Origin of the sequence: Methylorubrum rhodesianum, assembly GCF_014199985.1 — a bacterium.
Taxonomy (GTDB): domain Bacteria; phylum Pseudomonadota; class Alphaproteobacteria; order Rhizobiales; family Beijerinckiaceae; genus Methylobacterium; species Methylobacterium rhodesianum.
Genome location: NZ_JACHOS010000006.1, coordinates 188,596 through 204,485 on the forward strand (window position 1 = coordinate 188,596; position 15,890 = coordinate 204,485).

17 protein-coding genes and 1 riboswitch are annotated in these 15,890 nt (G+C 72.4%); of the genes, 13 read left to right on the forward strand and 4 right to left on the reverse strand.

What is annotated here, in order from left to right; all coding sequences use genetic code 11:
- The first annotated feature begins 156 nt into the window (after window positions 1-156).
- On the forward strand, window positions 157-603 hold the full coding sequence (locus HNR01_RS10935; protein ID WP_017484849.1) for a hypothetical protein: 447 nt from the start codon (window positions 157-159) through the stop codon (window positions 601-603).
- A gap of 23 nt (window positions 604-626) precedes the next feature.
- Here HNR01_RS10935 and HNR01_RS10940 read toward each other — a convergent pair whose 3' ends face one another.
- On the reverse strand, window positions 627-896 hold the full coding sequence (locus HNR01_RS10940; RefSeq protein WP_026105578.1) for a hypothetical protein: 270 nt from the start codon (window positions 894-896) through the stop codon (window positions 627-629).
- A gap of 234 nt (window positions 897-1,130) precedes the next feature.
- Here HNR01_RS10940 and fae point away from each other — a divergent pair, with 234 nt between their 5' ends.
- A complete protein-coding gene (fae, locus tag HNR01_RS10945; protein WP_183667741.1) occupies window positions 1,131-1,670 on the forward strand; it encodes a formaldehyde-activating enzyme in 540 nt (179 codons plus the stop codon).
- A 293-nt stretch (window positions 1,671-1,963) separates the two neighbouring features.
- Here fae and HNR01_RS10950 read toward each other — a convergent pair whose 3' ends face one another.
- Entirely contained in the window at window positions 1,964-3,007 is a 1,044-nt protein-coding gene (locus HNR01_RS10950; RefSeq protein ID WP_183667742.1) for a substrate-binding domain-containing protein, read from the reverse strand.
- A gap of 312 nt (window positions 3,008-3,319) precedes the next feature.
- On the opposite strand from HNR01_RS10950, the gene HNR01_RS10955 reads away from it, so the two are divergent.
- Window positions 3,320-3,628: a hypothetical protein gene (locus tag HNR01_RS10955; RefSeq protein ID WP_017484845.1), complete on the forward strand. Its 309-nt coding sequence runs from the start codon at window positions 3,320-3,322 to the stop codon at window positions 3,626-3,628.
- Between the two features lie 268 nt (window positions 3,629-3,896).
- On the opposite strand, the gene cobO is transcribed toward HNR01_RS10955, so the two are convergent.
- Together cobO and cobU are read right to left on the reverse strand one after the other, a co-directional pair.
- Window positions 3,897-4,499: a cob(I)yrinic acid a,c-diamide adenosyltransferase gene (gene cobO / locus HNR01_RS10960; RefSeq protein ID WP_183667743.1), complete on the reverse strand. Its 603-nt coding sequence runs from the start codon at window positions 4,497-4,499 to the stop codon at window positions 3,897-3,899.
- Window positions 4,496-5,032 (reverse strand): bifunctional adenosylcobinamide kinase/adenosylcobinamide-phosphate guanylyltransferase, encoded by a 537-nt coding sequence (gene cobU / locus HNR01_RS10965; protein WP_183667744.1) that lies wholly within the window; start codon window positions 5,030-5,032, stop codon window positions 4,496-4,498. Before cobU ends, cobO begins: the two co-directional genes overlap by 4 nt.
- A gap of 66 nt (window positions 5,033-5,098) precedes the next feature.
- Window positions 5,099-5,298: riboswitch (cobalamin riboswitch) on the forward strand.
- Between the two features lie 40 nt (window positions 5,299-5,338).
- Between cobU and HNR01_RS10970 the strand changes: the two genes are divergently transcribed.
- Genes HNR01_RS10970 through cobJ form a run of 10 tightly spaced genes read left to right on the forward strand, consistent with a single transcriptional unit; the run spans window position 5,339 to window position 15,561 of the window.
- Entirely contained in the window at window positions 5,339-5,521 is a 183-nt protein-coding gene (locus HNR01_RS10970) for a CbtB domain-containing protein (protein WP_026105575.1), read from the forward strand.
- 31 nt (window positions 5,522-5,552) lie between these two features.
- Window positions 5,553-6,317, forward strand: coding sequence for a CbtA family protein (locus HNR01_RS10975; protein ID WP_017484842.1), 765 nt, complete (start codon window positions 5,553-5,555; stop codon window positions 6,315-6,317).
- The gene (locus HNR01_RS10980) at window positions 6,310-6,750 is read left to right on the forward strand and encodes a DUF1636 family protein (protein WP_183667745.1); all 441 of its coding nucleotides are present in this window, start codon (window positions 6,310-6,312) and stop codon (window positions 6,748-6,750) included. Before HNR01_RS10975 ends, HNR01_RS10980 begins: the two co-directional genes overlap by 8 nt.
- 4 nt (window positions 6,751-6,754) lie before the next feature.
- Complete coding sequence (gene cobW, locus HNR01_RS10985) at window positions 6,755-7,789, forward strand: cobalamin biosynthesis protein CobW (protein ID WP_017484840.1); 1,035 nt, start codon at window positions 6,755-6,757, stop codon at window positions 7,787-7,789.
- Window positions 7,786-8,721, forward strand: coding sequence for a DUF4349 domain-containing protein (locus HNR01_RS10990; protein ID WP_017484839.1), 936 nt, complete (start codon window positions 7,786-7,788; stop codon window positions 8,719-8,721). The genes cobW and HNR01_RS10990 overlap by 4 nt, the downstream gene beginning before the upstream one ends.
- 13 nt (window positions 8,722-8,734) lie before the next feature.
- Window positions 8,735-12,082 carry a cobaltochelatase subunit CobN gene (gene cobN / locus HNR01_RS10995; RefSeq protein WP_183667746.1) on the forward strand — a complete coding sequence of 1,116 codons (3,348 nt, stop codon included), beginning with the start codon at window positions 8,735-8,737 and terminating at the stop codon, window positions 12,080-12,082.
- Complete coding sequence (gene cobG / locus HNR01_RS11000) at window positions 12,079-13,368, forward strand: precorrin-3B synthase (RefSeq protein ID WP_183667747.1); 1,290 nt, start codon at window positions 12,079-12,081, stop codon at window positions 13,366-13,368. Before cobN ends, cobG begins: the two co-directional genes overlap by 4 nt.
- Complete coding sequence (locus HNR01_RS11005; RefSeq protein ID WP_183667748.1) at window positions 13,365-13,997, forward strand: precorrin-8X methylmutase; 633 nt, start codon at window positions 13,365-13,367, stop codon at window positions 13,995-13,997. Before cobG ends, HNR01_RS11005 begins: the two co-directional genes overlap by 4 nt.
- The gene (locus HNR01_RS11010; protein WP_183667749.1) at window positions 13,997-14,794 is read left to right on the forward strand and encodes a precorrin-2 C(20)-methyltransferase; all 798 of its coding nucleotides are present in this window, start codon (window positions 13,997-13,999) and stop codon (window positions 14,792-14,794) included. The genes HNR01_RS11005 and HNR01_RS11010 overlap by 1 nt, the downstream gene beginning before the upstream one ends.
- Entirely contained in the window at window positions 14,791-15,561 is a 771-nt protein-coding gene (gene cobJ, locus HNR01_RS11015; RefSeq protein ID WP_183667750.1) for a precorrin-3B C(17)-methyltransferase, read from the forward strand. The genes HNR01_RS11010 and cobJ overlap by 4 nt, the downstream gene beginning before the upstream one ends.
- Window positions 15,562-15,890 lie beyond the last annotated feature (329 nt).

Here is a 15,890-nt window from a genome sequence, read left to right on the forward strand (position 1 = left end):
CGCGCCGCGCCCGGGGGACACGGCAGGGACTCGAGATTGACACGGAGAGCCGCGCGGGAGCCATCGCGCGCGCGCCGGCTTGACCGGGCAAGCTGGACTGTTTCAATGCGCCGGTTCCCGCCCTTCGCGGGCGATGGCGCGCGTGTGAGGCGGCAGATGGCGACGACAGTTCGGCGACTTGCGCTCCCGCTCGCGCTGGGCGCCGCCTTTTCCGTCTCGGGCTGTACCGGTTTCGGCTACATCTCCCAGACCTACGTCTCCCAGGTGCCGCAGGTCGTCACGATCGGCTGCAACGAGCCCTACGAGATCTACGACAACCGCCAGCGCCGTCGGGTTCTGGTGGTCTCGAACGCTCTGCGCGAGGTGACGGGCTGCGATGTCGGTCAGATCGGTGCGGGCCGTCCGCCGGCCGAGACCCGCGCCGCGCGTTTCCGCACGGCGGCGCGCACCTATCTCGACGAGACCGTGCGCGAGGATTGCAGGATCACCGGCGAGACGGTGTTCAGCGACCTGCAGACCGAGTTCGCCTACGCCTGCGACGCGCCGGTGGAGCCGCGCGGCACGGTGGTGCCCCGCCTGCCCGGGCGGCGCACGCAGCGCTGATTCCGATCGGCGGTCGGGCTTTCTCAGGGCTCCTGAGGGCCGACGAAGGTGCGCTCGGTCGCGTCGCCCGCCGCGGCCAGCAGCGCCCGGGCGAAGGCCCGCGCCTCGCCGCGGTCGAGGCGGATCACAGCGGTGACCGGGCGCCCGCCGAGGTCGGGCAGGCCCAGTTCCAGTCGCACGCCCTCGCCCTCCGCCGTGGCGGACAGGGTCCAGCCCGCGTCCCGGCCCGTCCGCTCGCCGCGCGTCTCGCCCCGTCTGTCGCCTCGTCGGTCGCCCTGGCCGGGCTCGCTCATCGAATCGGTCCTTTCGGTCTCGTGCGATCCTGACATGGGCGATTTTCCGGTCGCAGACCAGGGGCGTATCCTGGGCAGGACATCCGGCCTGCCTGGTCCCGCGCGAGCCGTCAGGCCGCCATCGGGAGGGCCGCCGAGCGCCGGCGGACGATTGACGCGCGTGGCCGGGGATGGTGTCTGCGCGCCGACCGCCCGCCGGGCGCGACGTCACACGACAATCAGGGAATGACCGACATGTCCGAGATCTGGTTCCGCACCGGCGAGGCGACGGTGCTCGCCGCCGAGGGGCAGTTCACCGACGCGATGCCGGAGGTGCTGATCGGCTCCACCCGCGGCCCCGTGGGCCATGCCTTTGCCGGCATGCTGGGCCAGGTCCAGGGCCATACCCGCATGTTCGTGGTGCGCGACCTCAACCAGCTCGTGCGTCCCTCCACGATCATGACCACGAAGGTCACGATCCACACCGCCGAGTACGCCGAGCTGTTGGGCGGCGTGGTCCAGGCGGCGACCGGCGACGCCATCATCGATTGCGTGATCGAGGGAATCCTGCCGAAGGACGGGCTCGACGAGCTGTGCATGATCATCACGATCTGGCTCGATGAGCGTTGCGCCAAGGACGAGAACCTCGACCGCAAGGATCTCTACCGCACCAACTACGAGGCGACGAAGCTCGCCATCGCCCGCGCCATGAAGGGCGAGCCCAAGATCGACGAGCTGATCGCCAACCGCAAGACGGTGAAGCACTACGCGCTCGAAGACATCATCGAGTACTGATTGCTTGACCGCGGGACGCGGCTCAGGCCGCGTCCTCCTCGAAGCGATCAATCTTGGCCAGTTCGGCCTGCGAACCGTGCGAGCGAGCCGCTTCCGACCCTCGGGAGTCATTCGACCGGTCATCCACGGCCGGCTCCTGACGGGGCAGCAGCGGACCCGTGGGAAGGCGAGACCGCGGGACCGGCCGGCGGGACCGTTCGACCTGAACGCCTGCCGGACGATCGACCGCATCGGTTCGGACGCTCGCCCCGAGCCGTGAGGCAGACGCGAGAGGAGCGCCCTCGGCGTGAGGCTCAGCTCTGGCCTGTTCCGGGGAGGCGGTAGCCAGACATTCTTGCCGCCCGCGCTCTCACCGCAGTGATCAGCTCGTCGAACATCGGGGCGGCCAGAGAGCGGCTCGTCGCAAGATAGTACGTCTCCCAGCCGACCGAGAGGAAATCGAGACCGAGCTGGTCGGCCGCCGCCCGCACGCCGAGTCCGGCATCGGCCGCTCCAAAGGCGATCATGGCCGCGACCGCCTGATGCGTGAACTCCTCGACCGCGTAACCCTGGATCGCATCGGGGGCGAGATCGGCCTCCGCCAGCATGCGGTCGAACCAGTTGCGCGTGCCCGATCCCCGCTGGCGGTTGACGTAGCGCACGCCCTCCGCGGTCAGGTCGGCGAGCGTTCGGATGCCGAGCGGATTGCCCGGCGCCAGCAGCAGCCCCTGCTCGCGCTCGAACAGCCGGTGCAGGACGAGTCCGGCGCTCGCAGTCACGCCCGAGAAGGGAACATCCGCCTGTTCGGGGGTCAGCGCTCCGCAATGGAAACCCGCAGCATCGACGCCACCGTCGAGGAGGAGCTTCACCGCCACGCTGCTGCCCATCACCGACAGCCTGATCTCGCCCTGCTCGGCCGGGATCTCGCGCAGGACCTCGATCAGCAGCGGATCGTGACTGGCTGCGAGCGTCAGCGCTCCGGACCGGCCGGTGAGCAGACGCCGCAGCCGGTGTTCGATGGCGCGGGTCTCGCGTCCGAGATTGGCGTCCAGCCCCGCAACCGCGGAGGTGAAAACCTCCGCCAAGGCAGACCCGAACTCCGTGAGTTCAGAGCCTTGTCCGCGCGTCTTGCGCACGAGCGGCTGGCCCAGAGCCGCTTCGTAGGCCTGCAATCGCGCCCAGGCCGCGCGATAGGACAGGCCGAGGGTTTCCGCGAAGCCCTTGATCGAACCCGTTCGTTCGATGGCTTCGAACACCTCCATCAGATCGAGGACCTCGAGCACGCTCGAACCGATCTGAACCGTACCACCGAGCCGGATGGCGACGGCCACGGACGCGCTATCGGTAGGTTGGTTCATATTGATGCCGCTGCAATTGTCATACACAGCAGATAGCGCGAAATTCGGAGACGTGTCGCGGCTCGCCGCTCGATGTCCCTGCGCTTCGCCACGGAGACGGATCACGGCCGGCCTCACATGTCGTCAGACCCTTTCGCTTCCTATCGCCGTGCCGTCGGCTCTGGATCGAGGCGATCCAGCCCCACGGCAGCCTATCGCGCTGCGGTCGGCCGGTCCGAGCGCGGGTGCGGGCGGCTCATGGAGCGACCCGTCGCCCCCTCCCTTCGCATCTGATTCCATGGACGAAACCGGGCCGATCCAAGACCTCGAGGGATGGCTGCTACGCTGACAGTCGGCGAACTCTTCAAGGCCAAGGCCGTCACCGACGAGCAGGTGAGCGCGGCCGTCGAGACGTATCTGACGAAGCCCAAGACCTCGGCGCACCCGATTGCGGACGGCTATACCGTGGATCTCGGCGCTGCCGTGGCAAGACATGGCTGGGCGAGGCGACTGATGGCCAGTCCCAAAACCAACCCCTTGCTGAAGCGCGCGGCGGTTCAGACGGCGATCCTGCTGGCGCGCGTGAAGAAGGTGCCGACCCGGGTCAAAAGGGACCGCCCCATCCCACCGGCCGAGCCATGAAGCGATACGGACTTCACGCTGCGCTCAGCCTCGTGACGCTCCACCTTCCGGACATGCTGCGGATGCAGCGTCTCCGCATCGCCCACACGCGCTCTGCGAGGCCGAGCGCAGCGGCCCCCTGGATCTTTCCGCTCGCAACCGGCTCTGCACCTTGGCTCGGCCTGGTCTCGGACCCATCACCTGGGCATCGCCACCGAGAACATGATCGAGCGAGGGCTCGATCCACAGATCGAACTTCGGCTCCGGAAGCACGAGCCCCTCCGCAAGCTCAGAACTCGATCCCCTGCTGCGCCTTCACCCCTGCCGAAAAATGGTGCTTCACGCTGCCCATCTCGGTAACGAGGTCGGCGGCCTCGATCAGGGCAGGCTTGGCGTTGCGGCCGGTGACCACGACGTGGAGGTCGGGGCGCCGGGCGGCGAGGTCGGCGAGCACCGCGTCGAGATCGAGATAGTCGTAGCGCAGGGCGATGTTCAGCTCGTCGAGGACGAGCAGGCGGATCGTCTCGTCCGCCATCAGCGCCTTGGCGGTTTCCCAGGCGTTGCGGCAGGCGGCGATGTCGCGGGCCCTGTCCTGGGTCTCCCAGGTGAAGCCCTCGCCGAGGGCGTGCCACGCGATCCGGTCGCCGAAATGTTTGAGCGCGCGGGCCTCGCCCGTGTCCCAGGCGCCCTTGATGAACTGCACCACGCCGACCCGGTGTCCGCGCCCGAGCATGCGCAGCACGAGGCCGAGGGCGGCCGTCGTCTTGCCCTTGCCGGGGCCGGTATGGACGATGAGCAGGCCCTTCTCGATCTTCTTCGAGGCGACCTCGGCGTCCTGCACCGCCTTGCGCTTGGCCATCTTTTCGCGGTGGCGGGCGTCGTCGTCGCTCATGCGGGGTTCTCCGTCGAGGGTTTGACCGTCAGCGGCAGGCCGGCGACGGTGAGGACGACCCGGTCGGCTTGGCGCGCGAGGCGCTGGTGCAGCCGCCCCGCCGCATCGCGGAAGCGGCGGGCCAGCGCGTTGTCCGGCACGATGCCGAGGCCGACCTCGCTGGCCACCAGCACCAGCGGGCCCGGCGCCGCGGCGCAGGCCCGGGCCAGCGCTTCCGCTGCCGCATCGAGATCGGCTTCGGCCAGGAGCAGGTTGGTGAGCCAGAGCGTGAGGCAGTCGACCAGCACCGGCCCGGTCGCTTCGGCCACCGCCTCCGGCAGCGCCGTCGGCACGTCGAGGGTGCGCCACGATCCCGAGCGCCGCGCCCGGTGCTCGTCGATGCGGGCGCGCATCTCGTCGTCCCAGGCCTGCGCCGTGGCGATGTAGAGCCAGGGGGCGGGGCAGGCTTCGATCAGCCGCTCGGCATAGGCGCTCTTGCCCGAGCGCGCGCCGCCGAGCACCAGCGTCATCCGGTCGGGCGCCGTCTTCGTCATGGCCGCCCGTTTGCACCGGGCTTAGGTCCTCACGCAATGGCGCTTTGCATGGGCGCCGACTCCGCGTTACAAGCGGCCGATGACGGTGCCCCGGCAACGGGGTGAAAAGGGAATGCGGCGAGAGGTTTTTCGAAAAGCCTCGATTCCGCGGCTGCCCCCGCAACTGTGAGCGGCGAGTTCCTGCCACGAGCCACCGGGTGTTCCGGGAAGGCGGCAGGCGCGCACCAGCCGCGAGCCAGGAGACCTGCCGTCCGAAACGTGATGCCCTCGAACGCCGCCGGTGGGGCGGCCGGAGCCCGTGACCCGATGACGACTGCGACCCTTCAGACCCAGGCCGCCACCGCCCGCTCGGCCGAGGGCGCCCGCGCGCTCATCGTCGCCGCCTTCCTCGGTCTCGGCCTCGTCTTCGTGGCGGGCTTCGCTCCGGCCACCGTGCTGCACAACGCCGCGCACGATTTCCGCCACGCGCAGAACTTCCCCTGCCACTGATCCGCGCATTCCAGCGGCTCGAAGCGGTTCCATGATCACCCGGTTGCTGTCGGCGGCGCTCGTCGCCGGCTTTCTCGCGTCCGTCGTCGCGACGGGCCTGCAGCTCGCGCTGACCTCCCCGCTGATCCTTCAGGCGGAGACCTATGAGGGCGAGGGCGCGCATGCCGCCCTCGCGCCGTCCCCCGACGCGCCCTTCGCGTCCCTGATCGTTCCGGCCCACGCCCATTCCCACGGCGACGGCGGCCACGACCACGGCAAGCCCGACGAGTGGCAGCCCGCCCCCGGCCTGCAGCGGATGGCCTTCACCGGCCTCGCGACGCTGGTCGGCGGCGTCGGCTACGCCCTGCTGCTCGCGGCGGTGATGCTGGCGCTGCGCCGCGAGCCGACGCCGCAGAGCGGTCTCGTCGTCGGCGTCGCCGGCTTCCTGGCGGTGGCGCTCGCCCCCGCCATCGGCCTGCCGCCGGAATTGCCCGGCATGGGCGCGGCACCGCTCGTCCTGCGCCAGTCGTGGTGGCTGATGACGGTGATCGCCACCGGGCTCGGCCTCTACCTGATCGCCGTGCGGCGGGTGCCGCTGACGATCCTCGGCGGACTCGTGCTGATCGTCGCGCCGCATCTGGCCGGCGCACCGCAATCGATCGACACGGTCTCCTCCCAGGTGCCACCGGCGGCCGCGGCCCAGTTCGCCGCGCGCTCGCTCGCCATCGGCTTCGTGTTCTGGGCGGTGATCGGGCTCGCCTATGGCTGGGCCTGGGGGCTGTTCGGCCGCACGGCGGGCGCTCGCGCCCATGCCTGATCCTTTGCCTGCTCTCTCGCCCGATCCCTCGCCTGGCCCCGGCACCGCCATCCTGTCGGTCTGCACCACCTGCCGCGCGGCGGGCGACACCTCCGAGCCGCGCGCCGGGGCCAAATTCCTGGCCGCCCTGCTCGCGGAGGCCGAACGGGCGCCGGTGCCGGGTCTGACGATCGAGGGGGCCGAGTGCCTCTCGGTCTGCAAACGGCCCTGCACCGTGGCGGTCGTTTCAGGCGGCCGCTGGACCTACGTCTACGGCGATTTCGACGGGCGCGAAGACCCTGACGCTTCCGCCCGCATCCTCCTGGCGGGCCTGCGCCGCTACATCGAGACCCCCGACGGCATCGTGCCCTGGCGCGAGCGGCCGGAGGCGTTTCGCAAGGGTGTCGTCGCCCGCATCCCGCCGTTCAAGTCGGCCCCGAACCGGACGCCCTGAAGCCATGAGCCTCGTCGAAAAGATTCCCTGCACCATCGTCACCGGCTTCCTCGGGGCCGGCAAGACGACGCTCGTGCGCCACACCGTCGAGAACGCGGGCGGGCGCCGGCTCGCCATCATCGTCAACGAGTTCGGCGATATCGGCTTCGACGGCTCGTTCCTGGCCTCCTGCGGCATCGAGGGCTGCAACGAGGATTCGGTGGTGGAGCTGCCCAACGGCTGCATCTGCTGCACGGTGGCCGACGATTTCGTCCCCGCGCTGACCAAGCTTCTCGACCGGCCGGAGCCGCCGGAGCACATCCTGATCGAGACCTCCGGCCTCGCCCTGCCCAAACCCCTGGTCCAGGCCTTCCAGTGGCCGGCGATCCGCTCGCGGGTCACCGTGGACGGCGTGATCGCCGTGGTGGATGGGCCCGCGGTGGCCGCCGGGATGTTCGCCGAGGATCCGGACGCGCTCGCCAACCAGCGCGCGGCGGACCAGTCGGTCGATCACGACAACCCGCTGGAGGAGGTGTTCGAGGACCAGATCCTCTGCGCCGACCTCGTGGTGCTCAACAAATCCGACCTGCTCGACGAGGCCGGACAGCGGAAGGTCCGCGCCGAGATCGAGGCGCATCTCCCCCGCGCCGTCGAGATCGTCGCGACCGAGCACGGCCGCCTCGACCCGCGGGTGCTGCTCGGCATCGCCGCCGCGGCCGAGGACGATCTCGACGCCCGCCCCTCGCATCACGGCGAGGGCGAGGACCACGATCACGACGACTTCGAATCGGTCGCGATTCCCGTCGGCGTTGCCGACAGCCCGGAAGATCTGTCCGCCCGCGTGGAGCGGGCGGCCGAAATCGGGGGCGTGCTGCGGATCAAGGGATTTGCCGAGGTGAAGGGCAAGCCGATGCGCCTCGTGGTGCAGGGCGTGGGGAAGCGCGTCGCGTCCCATTACGATCGCCCGTGGAAGGGCGCGGAGCCCCGCGACGGGCGCCTCGTCGTCATCGGCCTGAAGGGGTTCGACCGGGACGCGGCGGCCGCCGCGCTGCGCGGATGAACCGGGGCGAGGCCGGGCGCCGGGGACGATGCGGATCCCGCACGGGGTCTGCGCGCCGCCGCCTGCTCGGTCTCCTGCTCGGTCTCCTGCCCGCGCTCGCCCTCCTTGCCGGCTGCTCCGACAACCGGCGCGAGCTGCGGCAGGGCGGGGAGCGGGCCGACGCGGCGGCGCCGGCGCCCTTCGTCTCCGCGGCGCGCGAGGCAAACGGGGCCAAGCTCGCCTACCGCCACGACCTCACCGTCGGGCTCGCGCCCGACCGGGTGGCGCCGCATTTCGCCGCCGCGCGCGACCGCTGCCTCAACGAGACCGAGGGCTGCACGCTGCTGAATGCCTCGATCCGCGACGGCGGCGGAACGCGCCAGCCGCAGGCGCAGGTTCAGGTGCGGCTGCCGCACGCGGCGGTCGCTCCCTACGTCGCCTTCGTCACCGCGCCCCTGCCGGGCGAGGCGGCCGACGACGTCGCGCTGATCGAGCAGGCGACCCGCGCCGAGGATCTCACCGCCGCCCTCGCCGATACCGGCCGGCGTCTGGCCCAGCTCAACGATTACCGCACCCGCCTGACCGCGCTCGCCGAGAAGCCCGACAACCGCGCCGAGGATCTGATCAAGATCGCGGGCGAGCTGGCGCAGGTCCAGAGCCGGATCGAGGAGACGGAAGCGACGCGCCGCGGCCTCGATGAGCGCGTGGACACCGAGATCGTCACGGTGGCCTTCCGCGCCGGCCGGGCGCGGGCCGGCGCCTTCGCTCCGGTACAGGAGGTCTGGTCCCGCAGCGGCCCGATCCTCGGCGAGAGCGCGGCCTCCGCCCTCCGGCTCACCCTCGCGAGCCTGCCCTGGCTGCCCATCGTCCTTTTTGCCGCCTTGCTCCTGCGGCTGGTCTGGCGCATCCGGCGCAGGCGGGCGCAACCGGCCCGCGTCCGCCTGGAGCCGTGAGGGCGCCCGCGCCATGCACCTGATCCGCCTCGATACGGTCTCCCTCGACGAGGGCGAGGCGGCCGTCGATCTCGGCCAGACGCCGGGCGAGATCGTGTTCCTGTCCTTCACCGATACGGATCTGGCGGCCGTCGCCCGCGCGCACGCGGCCGAACCGGGCCTGCCCTCGCTGCGGCTCGCCAAGATGGCGCAGCTGCGCCACCCGATGTCGGTCGATCTCTACGTCGACGCGGTGATCGCCCGCGCCCGGGTCTGCGTCATCCGCTGCCTCGGCGGCCTCGACTACTGGCGCTACGGCATCGAGCGCGCCGCCGCGGTCGCGCGGGCCAACGGCGTGCGGCTCGCGGTGCTGCCCGGCGACGACCGGCCGGACCCGCGCCTCGACGCCTTCTCGACCCTGCCGCCCGAGACCTGCGCCCGCCTCGACGCCTATTTCCGCGCGGGCGGGCCGGAAAACCTCAGGAATTGGCTGCGGAGCCTTGCCGCGGAGGCGGGCGCCGCCGTCGCGCCGGAGCCGCCGCGCGCGCTGCCGCGGGGCTTCGCGTGGTGCCCCGGCTGCGGGCCGCTCTCCGTCGAGGCGGCGATGCAGACCGCCGGGCCGGGTCCGCTGGCGCTGCTGCTGGTCTACCGCTCGGCGGTGCTTTCCGGCGAGACCGCCCCGGCCACGCATCTCGCCGCCGCGCTGGCGGCGCGCGGCATCGGCAGCGTCACGCTCGCGGTGTCGAGCCTGAAGGATCCGGAAGCGGTCGCGACCTTGCGCGCGGCGCTGGCCCTGCGCCGGCCCGACCTCGTGCTCGCGGCCACCGCCTTCTCCGCCCGCGACGATGCCGGCTTCGTGCTCGATGCCGCCGATTGCCCGGTGCTCCAGGCCTATACGATCGGCGCCCCGCGCGCGGCCTGGAGCGCGTCGGGCCGCGGCATGAACGCGGCCGATCTCGCCATGCAGGTGGCCCTGCCGGAATTCGACGGACGGCTCTCGGGCTTCCCGATCTCCTTCAAGGAGGAGGCGGAAGCGGTCGACGGGTTTTCGGAGCGCCGCGCCGTGCCCGATCCCGCCGGCATCGCCGCCCTCGCCGACCGCGCCGCCGCCTGGATCCGCCTGAGGCGGACGCCGCGCGAACAGCGCCGGCTCGCGATGGTGCTCTCCGACTATCCCGCCCGCGGCGGCCGGGCCGGCTACGCGGTCGGCCTCGACACGCCCGAGAGCGCCCGGGCCATCGCCGCCGACCTCGCCGCGGCCGGGTTTGCCGCGGGCGCCTTGCCCGAGGCCGAGGCGCTGATGGACGCGCTCACCGCGGGCGCGCCGAGTTTTTCGGTTTCGCTCGCCGATTACGCGGCATGGTTCGAGGCGCTGCCGGAGGAACGGCGGGTGGAGCTGACGGAGCGCTGGGGCGCGCCGGGGGACGATCCGCTCTGTCGGGACGGAGCGTTCCGGTTCCGGATGATGCGCGCGGACTACAACCCTTCCCCCTCCGTGGGGGAGGGGGCCTGCGGAGCGGGCGGGCTCACCCTCTTCCTCCAACCCGACCGCGGCCGCGCCGCCGACCGCAAGGCCGGCTACCACGACCCCGACGAGCCGCCGACGCACGCCTACCTCGCTTTCTACCTGGGCCTGCGCAGAAATTTCGACGCGCTGATCCATCTCGGCACCCACGGCACCACCGAGTGGCTGCCCGGCAAGGCGGTGGCGCTCTCGGGCGCCTGCTGGCCGGCACTCGCGGTCGGCACGCTGCCCGTGATCTATCCCTTCATCGTCGACGATCCCGGCGAGGCGGCGCCCGCCAAGCGCCGGCTCGGCGGGATCGCGCTCGGCCACCTGACGCCCACCGTCGACGCCGCCGGGCTCACCCCCGAGGCCGCGGCCCTGCGCGAACTGGTTGAAGAATATTCCGCCGCGAGCGTGCTCGATCCGCGCCGGGCCGGGCTGATCGCCGAGGCGATCCTCGATGAGGCCGCCTCCGCTGGCCTGCTCGCGGGCGCGGGCGTCGATGGCGACACGCCGATGGCCGACGCGCTGACCGCCCTCGACGCGCATCTGTGCGATCTCGGCGAGACGCCGTTCCGCGACGGCCTGCACGTGTTCGGCCGTGCCCCCGAAATTGCCCCTGCATCCGCCGCCGAGGCGGTTCGCGCCAGTGCGGAGGCCGAGCGCGCCGCTCTGGTCGCCGCCCTCGACGGCCGCTTCGTCGCCCCGGGTCCGGCCGGCTCGCCGTCCCGCGGGCGCCGGGACGTGATGCCCACGGGGCGCAACCTGACGACCCTCGATCCGCGCAGCCTGCCGACCCGCGCCGCGACGATGCTCGGCGCCCGGGCGGCGGAGGCGGTGGTGCGCCGCTACCTGCAGGACGAGGGCGAGTACCCGGCCCGCATCGTCATGGATCTCTGGGCCTCGCCAACGCTGCGCACCGGCGGCGAGGACGTGGCCCACGCCCTCGCGCTGATGGGCGTGCGCCCGGTCTGGGACCATGCCTCGACCCGCGTCACCGGCTTCGAGGTGCTGCCGCTCGCCCTGCTCGACCGGCCGCGCATCGATGTGACCTGCCGCGTCTCCGGCGCCTTCCGCGACACCTTTCCGGAGACCCTGGCGCTGCTCGACCGGGCCGCCCGCGCCGTCGCCGCCCGCGAGGAGGAGGACGAGGAGAACCCCCTCGCCGCCGCCCGGCGCCGGGGCGAATCCGCCGCGCGGATCTACGGCGCCGCCCCCGGCCGCTACGGCGCGGGGACGGCCGAGACCGCCCTCGACGGCGCCTGGGACGCGCGCACCGATCTCGGCCGAGCCTATCTCGCCGCCACCACCCACGCCTACGGCGATGCGGAGGGCGCGGATGCGGATTTCGCGGCCCGGGTCGCGGCGGCGGACGCCTATGTCCACGCCTTCGATGTCGCCGAGCGCGACCTGCTCGACGGCGATGCGGCGGCCGACGCCATGGGCGGCTTCTTCGCCGCCGCCGCGTCCGGGGGGAGGGCGCCCGCCCTCTACAGCCTCGACGTCTCGAACCCGGAGGCGCCGCGCACCCGCACCGCCCGCGAGGACGTCGCCCGCCTGATCCGCGGCCGGCTCGCCCATCCGCGCTGGATCGCGGCCCAGCTCCGCCACGGCTACCGCGGCGCCCAGGAATTCGCGCAGGGGATCGATGCGGTGTTCGTGCTCGCCGCCGCGACGGAGGCCGTGACGAGCGCCGATCTCGACCGGCTCTACGGCGCCTGGATCGCCGACCCGGAGACGTTCGAGGCCCTGAAGGCCGCCAACCCGGAGGCGACCCGCGCCATCCTCGAGCGCTTCGACGCGTTGCGCGCCCGCGGCCTGTGGCAGAGCCGGCGCAACGCTGCCCCCGCCGACGCGATGATGGCCGCCGAATGAACGTCCGCCGCACCCTGCCCGAGGGCGCCCGTCGCGGCTGGTGCCCCTCGCTCGCCCGGCCGATGCCGACCGGCGACGGGCTGCTCGCCCGCATTCACCCGCCGCTCGGACGCCTGACCCCCGCGCAGATGCGGGAGGTCGCCGCGGGAGCGCGCGCCCACGGCAACGGCCATATCGACCTGACCGCCCGCGGCAACCTCCAGATCCGCGGCGTCAGCGAGGCGAGCGCGCCGCGCCTCGCCTGCGCCCTGGCGGAGGCCGGTCTCGGCGACACCCGCGACGATGGCGGTCCGCAGCGCCTGACGCTGACCGCGCCGCTCGCCGGCCTCGACCCGAGCGAGACGATCGACGTGCCGGCCCTCGCCCGCGCCGTGGAGGCGGCGGGCCGCGCCGTGCCGGGCCTGCCGCCCAAGACGCTGGTGGCGATCGACGGCGGCGGCGGCCACGGCCTCGGCGCGGTGGAGGCCGACTTCTTTCTGTTGGCTGAGGGGCCGGGGCAGATCGCCTTCGGGCTCGCGGGCGAGAGCGGCCCCTTGCGCTGCGGCGTCCTGCCCGAGCGGCGGGCGGCGGGTGTCCTCGGCCTCGCGCTGGCCGCCTTCGCCGAGATCGGCGGACGCCGGATGCGCGATCTCGACCCGCGTCAGCGGGCCGTGGTCGCCGCCGTGGCCGGCTTCTTCCCGTTCGAGCCGATGCCGCTCGCGCCGGCCCCCGCTCCGGCCGCGCCGGGGCTCGTGGCCCTGTCCGGGGAGACCGCGGCCCTCGTCGTCCAGGCGCCGTTCGGCCGCTGCACCGCCGACCGGCTGGAGCGAGTTGCGGCCCTGGCCGGCCCGGACGGCGTGCGGCTGAGCGCCGAGCGCGGGTTCGCCCTCATTGCCCCCCCGAGCCGCACCCCCGACCTTCAGGCGGAGCTGGCGGCGGCCGGCTTCATCGTGGCGCCGGACGATCCGCGCCGCCGGATCGCCGCCTGCCCCGGCGCGCCGGCCTGCCGCTCCGGCACCACGCCGGTGCCCGACCACGCCGCCCGGCTGGCGCAGGCGTTGGCCCCGCTCGCCGGGCTCGGGCTGACCGCGCACGTCTCGGGCTGCGCCAAGGGTTGCGCCCATCCCGGCCCCGCCGATCTCACCCTGGTGGGCCGCGACGGCGCCTACGACGTGGTGCTCGCCGGGCCTCCCTCTGCCGAGCCGGCAACGCGTCTCGCTTTCGAGGCGGCGCTGGACCGGATAAGGAAGGCCGCAGCCGCCGGGCGTCCGGCGCTGGATTCCGTGTTTCAGGACGACGTGAGATGAGTGCCCGCCACGACTACATCCGCGACGGCGGCGCGATCTACGCGCGCTCCTTCGCGATGATCCGCGCCGAATCCGATCTCGCCCGCTGGTCCGGCGCGGCCGAGCGCGTCGTGGTGCGGATGATCCATGCCTGCGGCATGACCGACCTGCCGCGCGATGTGGAGATGTCGGACACGTTCGCCGCGGCCGGCGAGGCGGCGCTGAAGGCCGGCGCGCCGATCCTGTGCGACGTGCGCATGGTCGCCGACGGCGTCACCCGTGCCCGGCTGCCGGCTGGTAACGAGGTGATCTGCACGCTCGGCGATCCGCGCGTGCCGGAGCTGGCGGCGCAGATGAACACCACCCGCTCGGCCGCGGCGATGGAATTGTGGCGGGACAAGCTGCCCGGCAGCGTCGTCGCCGTCGGCAACGCGCCGACTGCCCTGTTCCGCCTGCTCGAACTGCTGGACGAGGGCGTCGCGCCCCCGGCGGCGGTGATCGGCATCCCCGTCGGCTTCGTCGGCGCGGCGGAATCCAAGGAGGCTCTGGCGCGGGACGGGCGCGTGCCCTTCGTCGTGGTCCATGGCCGCCGTGGCGGCAGCGCCATGACGGCGGCCGCCGTCAACGCGCTCGCGAACGAGATCGAGTGATGGAGGGGAGCGTGCGCATCGACGCCCCGGTCGAGACCCCGGACGGCGCGGGCGAGACGCCCGCCGCCGCGAAGACCGGCACGCTCTACGGCGTCGGCATGGGGCCGGGCGATCCCGATTTCCTCACCGTGAAGGCAATGCGGGTGCTGGAGCACGCCCCCGTGCTCGTCCACTTCTGCAAGCGGGGCAAGCGCGGCAACGCCCGCACCATCGCCGACGCGGTGGTCTGCGATCCGACCCGCGAGTTTCCGCTGGCCTATCCCTACACCACCGAGCTTCACCCCGATCACCCGGAATACGTCTCGGCGCTGAGCCGCTTCTACGACGAGGCGGCGGGCCGGCTCGCCGACCATCTCGGGGCGGGCCGCGACGTGGCGATCCTGTCGGAGGGCGATCCCTTCTTCTACGGCTCGTTCATGCATCTGTGGCGGCGGCTGAAGGACCGCTTCCCCGTCGAGGTGATTCCCGGCGTCACCGGCATGTCCGGCTGCTGGACCCGGGCGGGCACCCCGATCACCTGGGGCGACGACGTGCTCACGATCCTGCCCGCGACCCTGCCGCGGGCGGCCCTGGTGGAGCGGATGAAGGGGACGGACGCCGCCGTCATCATGAAGCTCGGCCGCCACCTGCCGAAGGTGCGCGGCGTGCTCGCCGAGACCGGCTTCCTGGCCCGCGCCGTCTATGTCGAGCGCGGCACCATGGCCGGCGAGCGGGTGGTGCCGCTGGCCGAGAAGGCGGACGACGTCGCGCCCTACTTCTCCATGGTGCTGGTGCCCGGCGAGGGACGGCGCCCGTGAGCGGGGGAGAGGCGGGGGGAAGCGTCACGATCATCGGGCTCGGGCCGGGTGATCCGCGCCTGCTCACCGAATCGGCCCGCGCCGCCCTCGACCGGGCGCAGGACCTGATCGGCTACATCCCCTACGTCGCCCGCGTGCCGGAGCGCGAGGGACTGATCCGCCACGCCAGCGACAACCGCGTCGAGGTCGACCGCGCCCGCCACGCGCTCGAACTGGCGATGTCCGGCCGCCACGTCGCCGTAGTGTCCGGCGGCGATCCCGGCGTGTTCGCCATGGCGGCGGCCGTGTTCGAGGCGGTGGAGCAGGGCCCCGCGGCGTGGCGCAACCTCGAGATCCGGGTCGAGCCTGGCATCACCGCGATGCTCGCCGCCGCCGCCCGCCTCGGCGCGCCGCTCGGCGGCGATTTCTGCGCAATCTCGCTCTCCGACAATCTCAAGCCCTGGGAGGTGGTGACCGCCCGGCTGGAAGCGGTGCTGCGGGCGGGCCTCAGCGTCGCGCTCTACAACCCGATTTCCTCCGCACGACCCTGGCAGCTCGGCCGGGCGCTTTCGCTCGCCGCCGAAATTCTTCCCTCCACGACGCCGGTGATCTTCGCCCGCGCCGTGACCCGGCCGGATGAGGCGCTGCGGGTGCTGAATCTGGACGAGGCCCGCACCGCGCCGGCCGACATGGCGACCATGATCATCATCGGGGCGCCGACGACCCGGCTGATCGAGCGGGAGGGGCGCCTGCCGTTCGTCTACACGCCGCGGAGCGTCACCGCCTGAGGCGGCGGACGCAGCCTCGGCAAAGACGAGAAGAGCGCCGGCCGAGATGTGAAGCCCGAATCCGGCGCCCGCGAGGCTTTAGAACACCCCGAAGAACCACAGCAGAAGGATGATCGGCAGGGGGATGCCGATCAGCCAGAGAAGTCCACCTTTGAGCATCGTGCTGGCTCCCATCCGATGGCGCACCGAGGCGCGCGCCTTACTTCAAAGACCAGCGAAGCTCGATTTGCGTTCCTCTTTTATGCAAAAAATCATAATCGGCGGCGTCGAGACCGTCAGCAGTGCGTGAATGAGAGGCGAGTGTCTGGAACAAATTCCTTTTTGCGGAG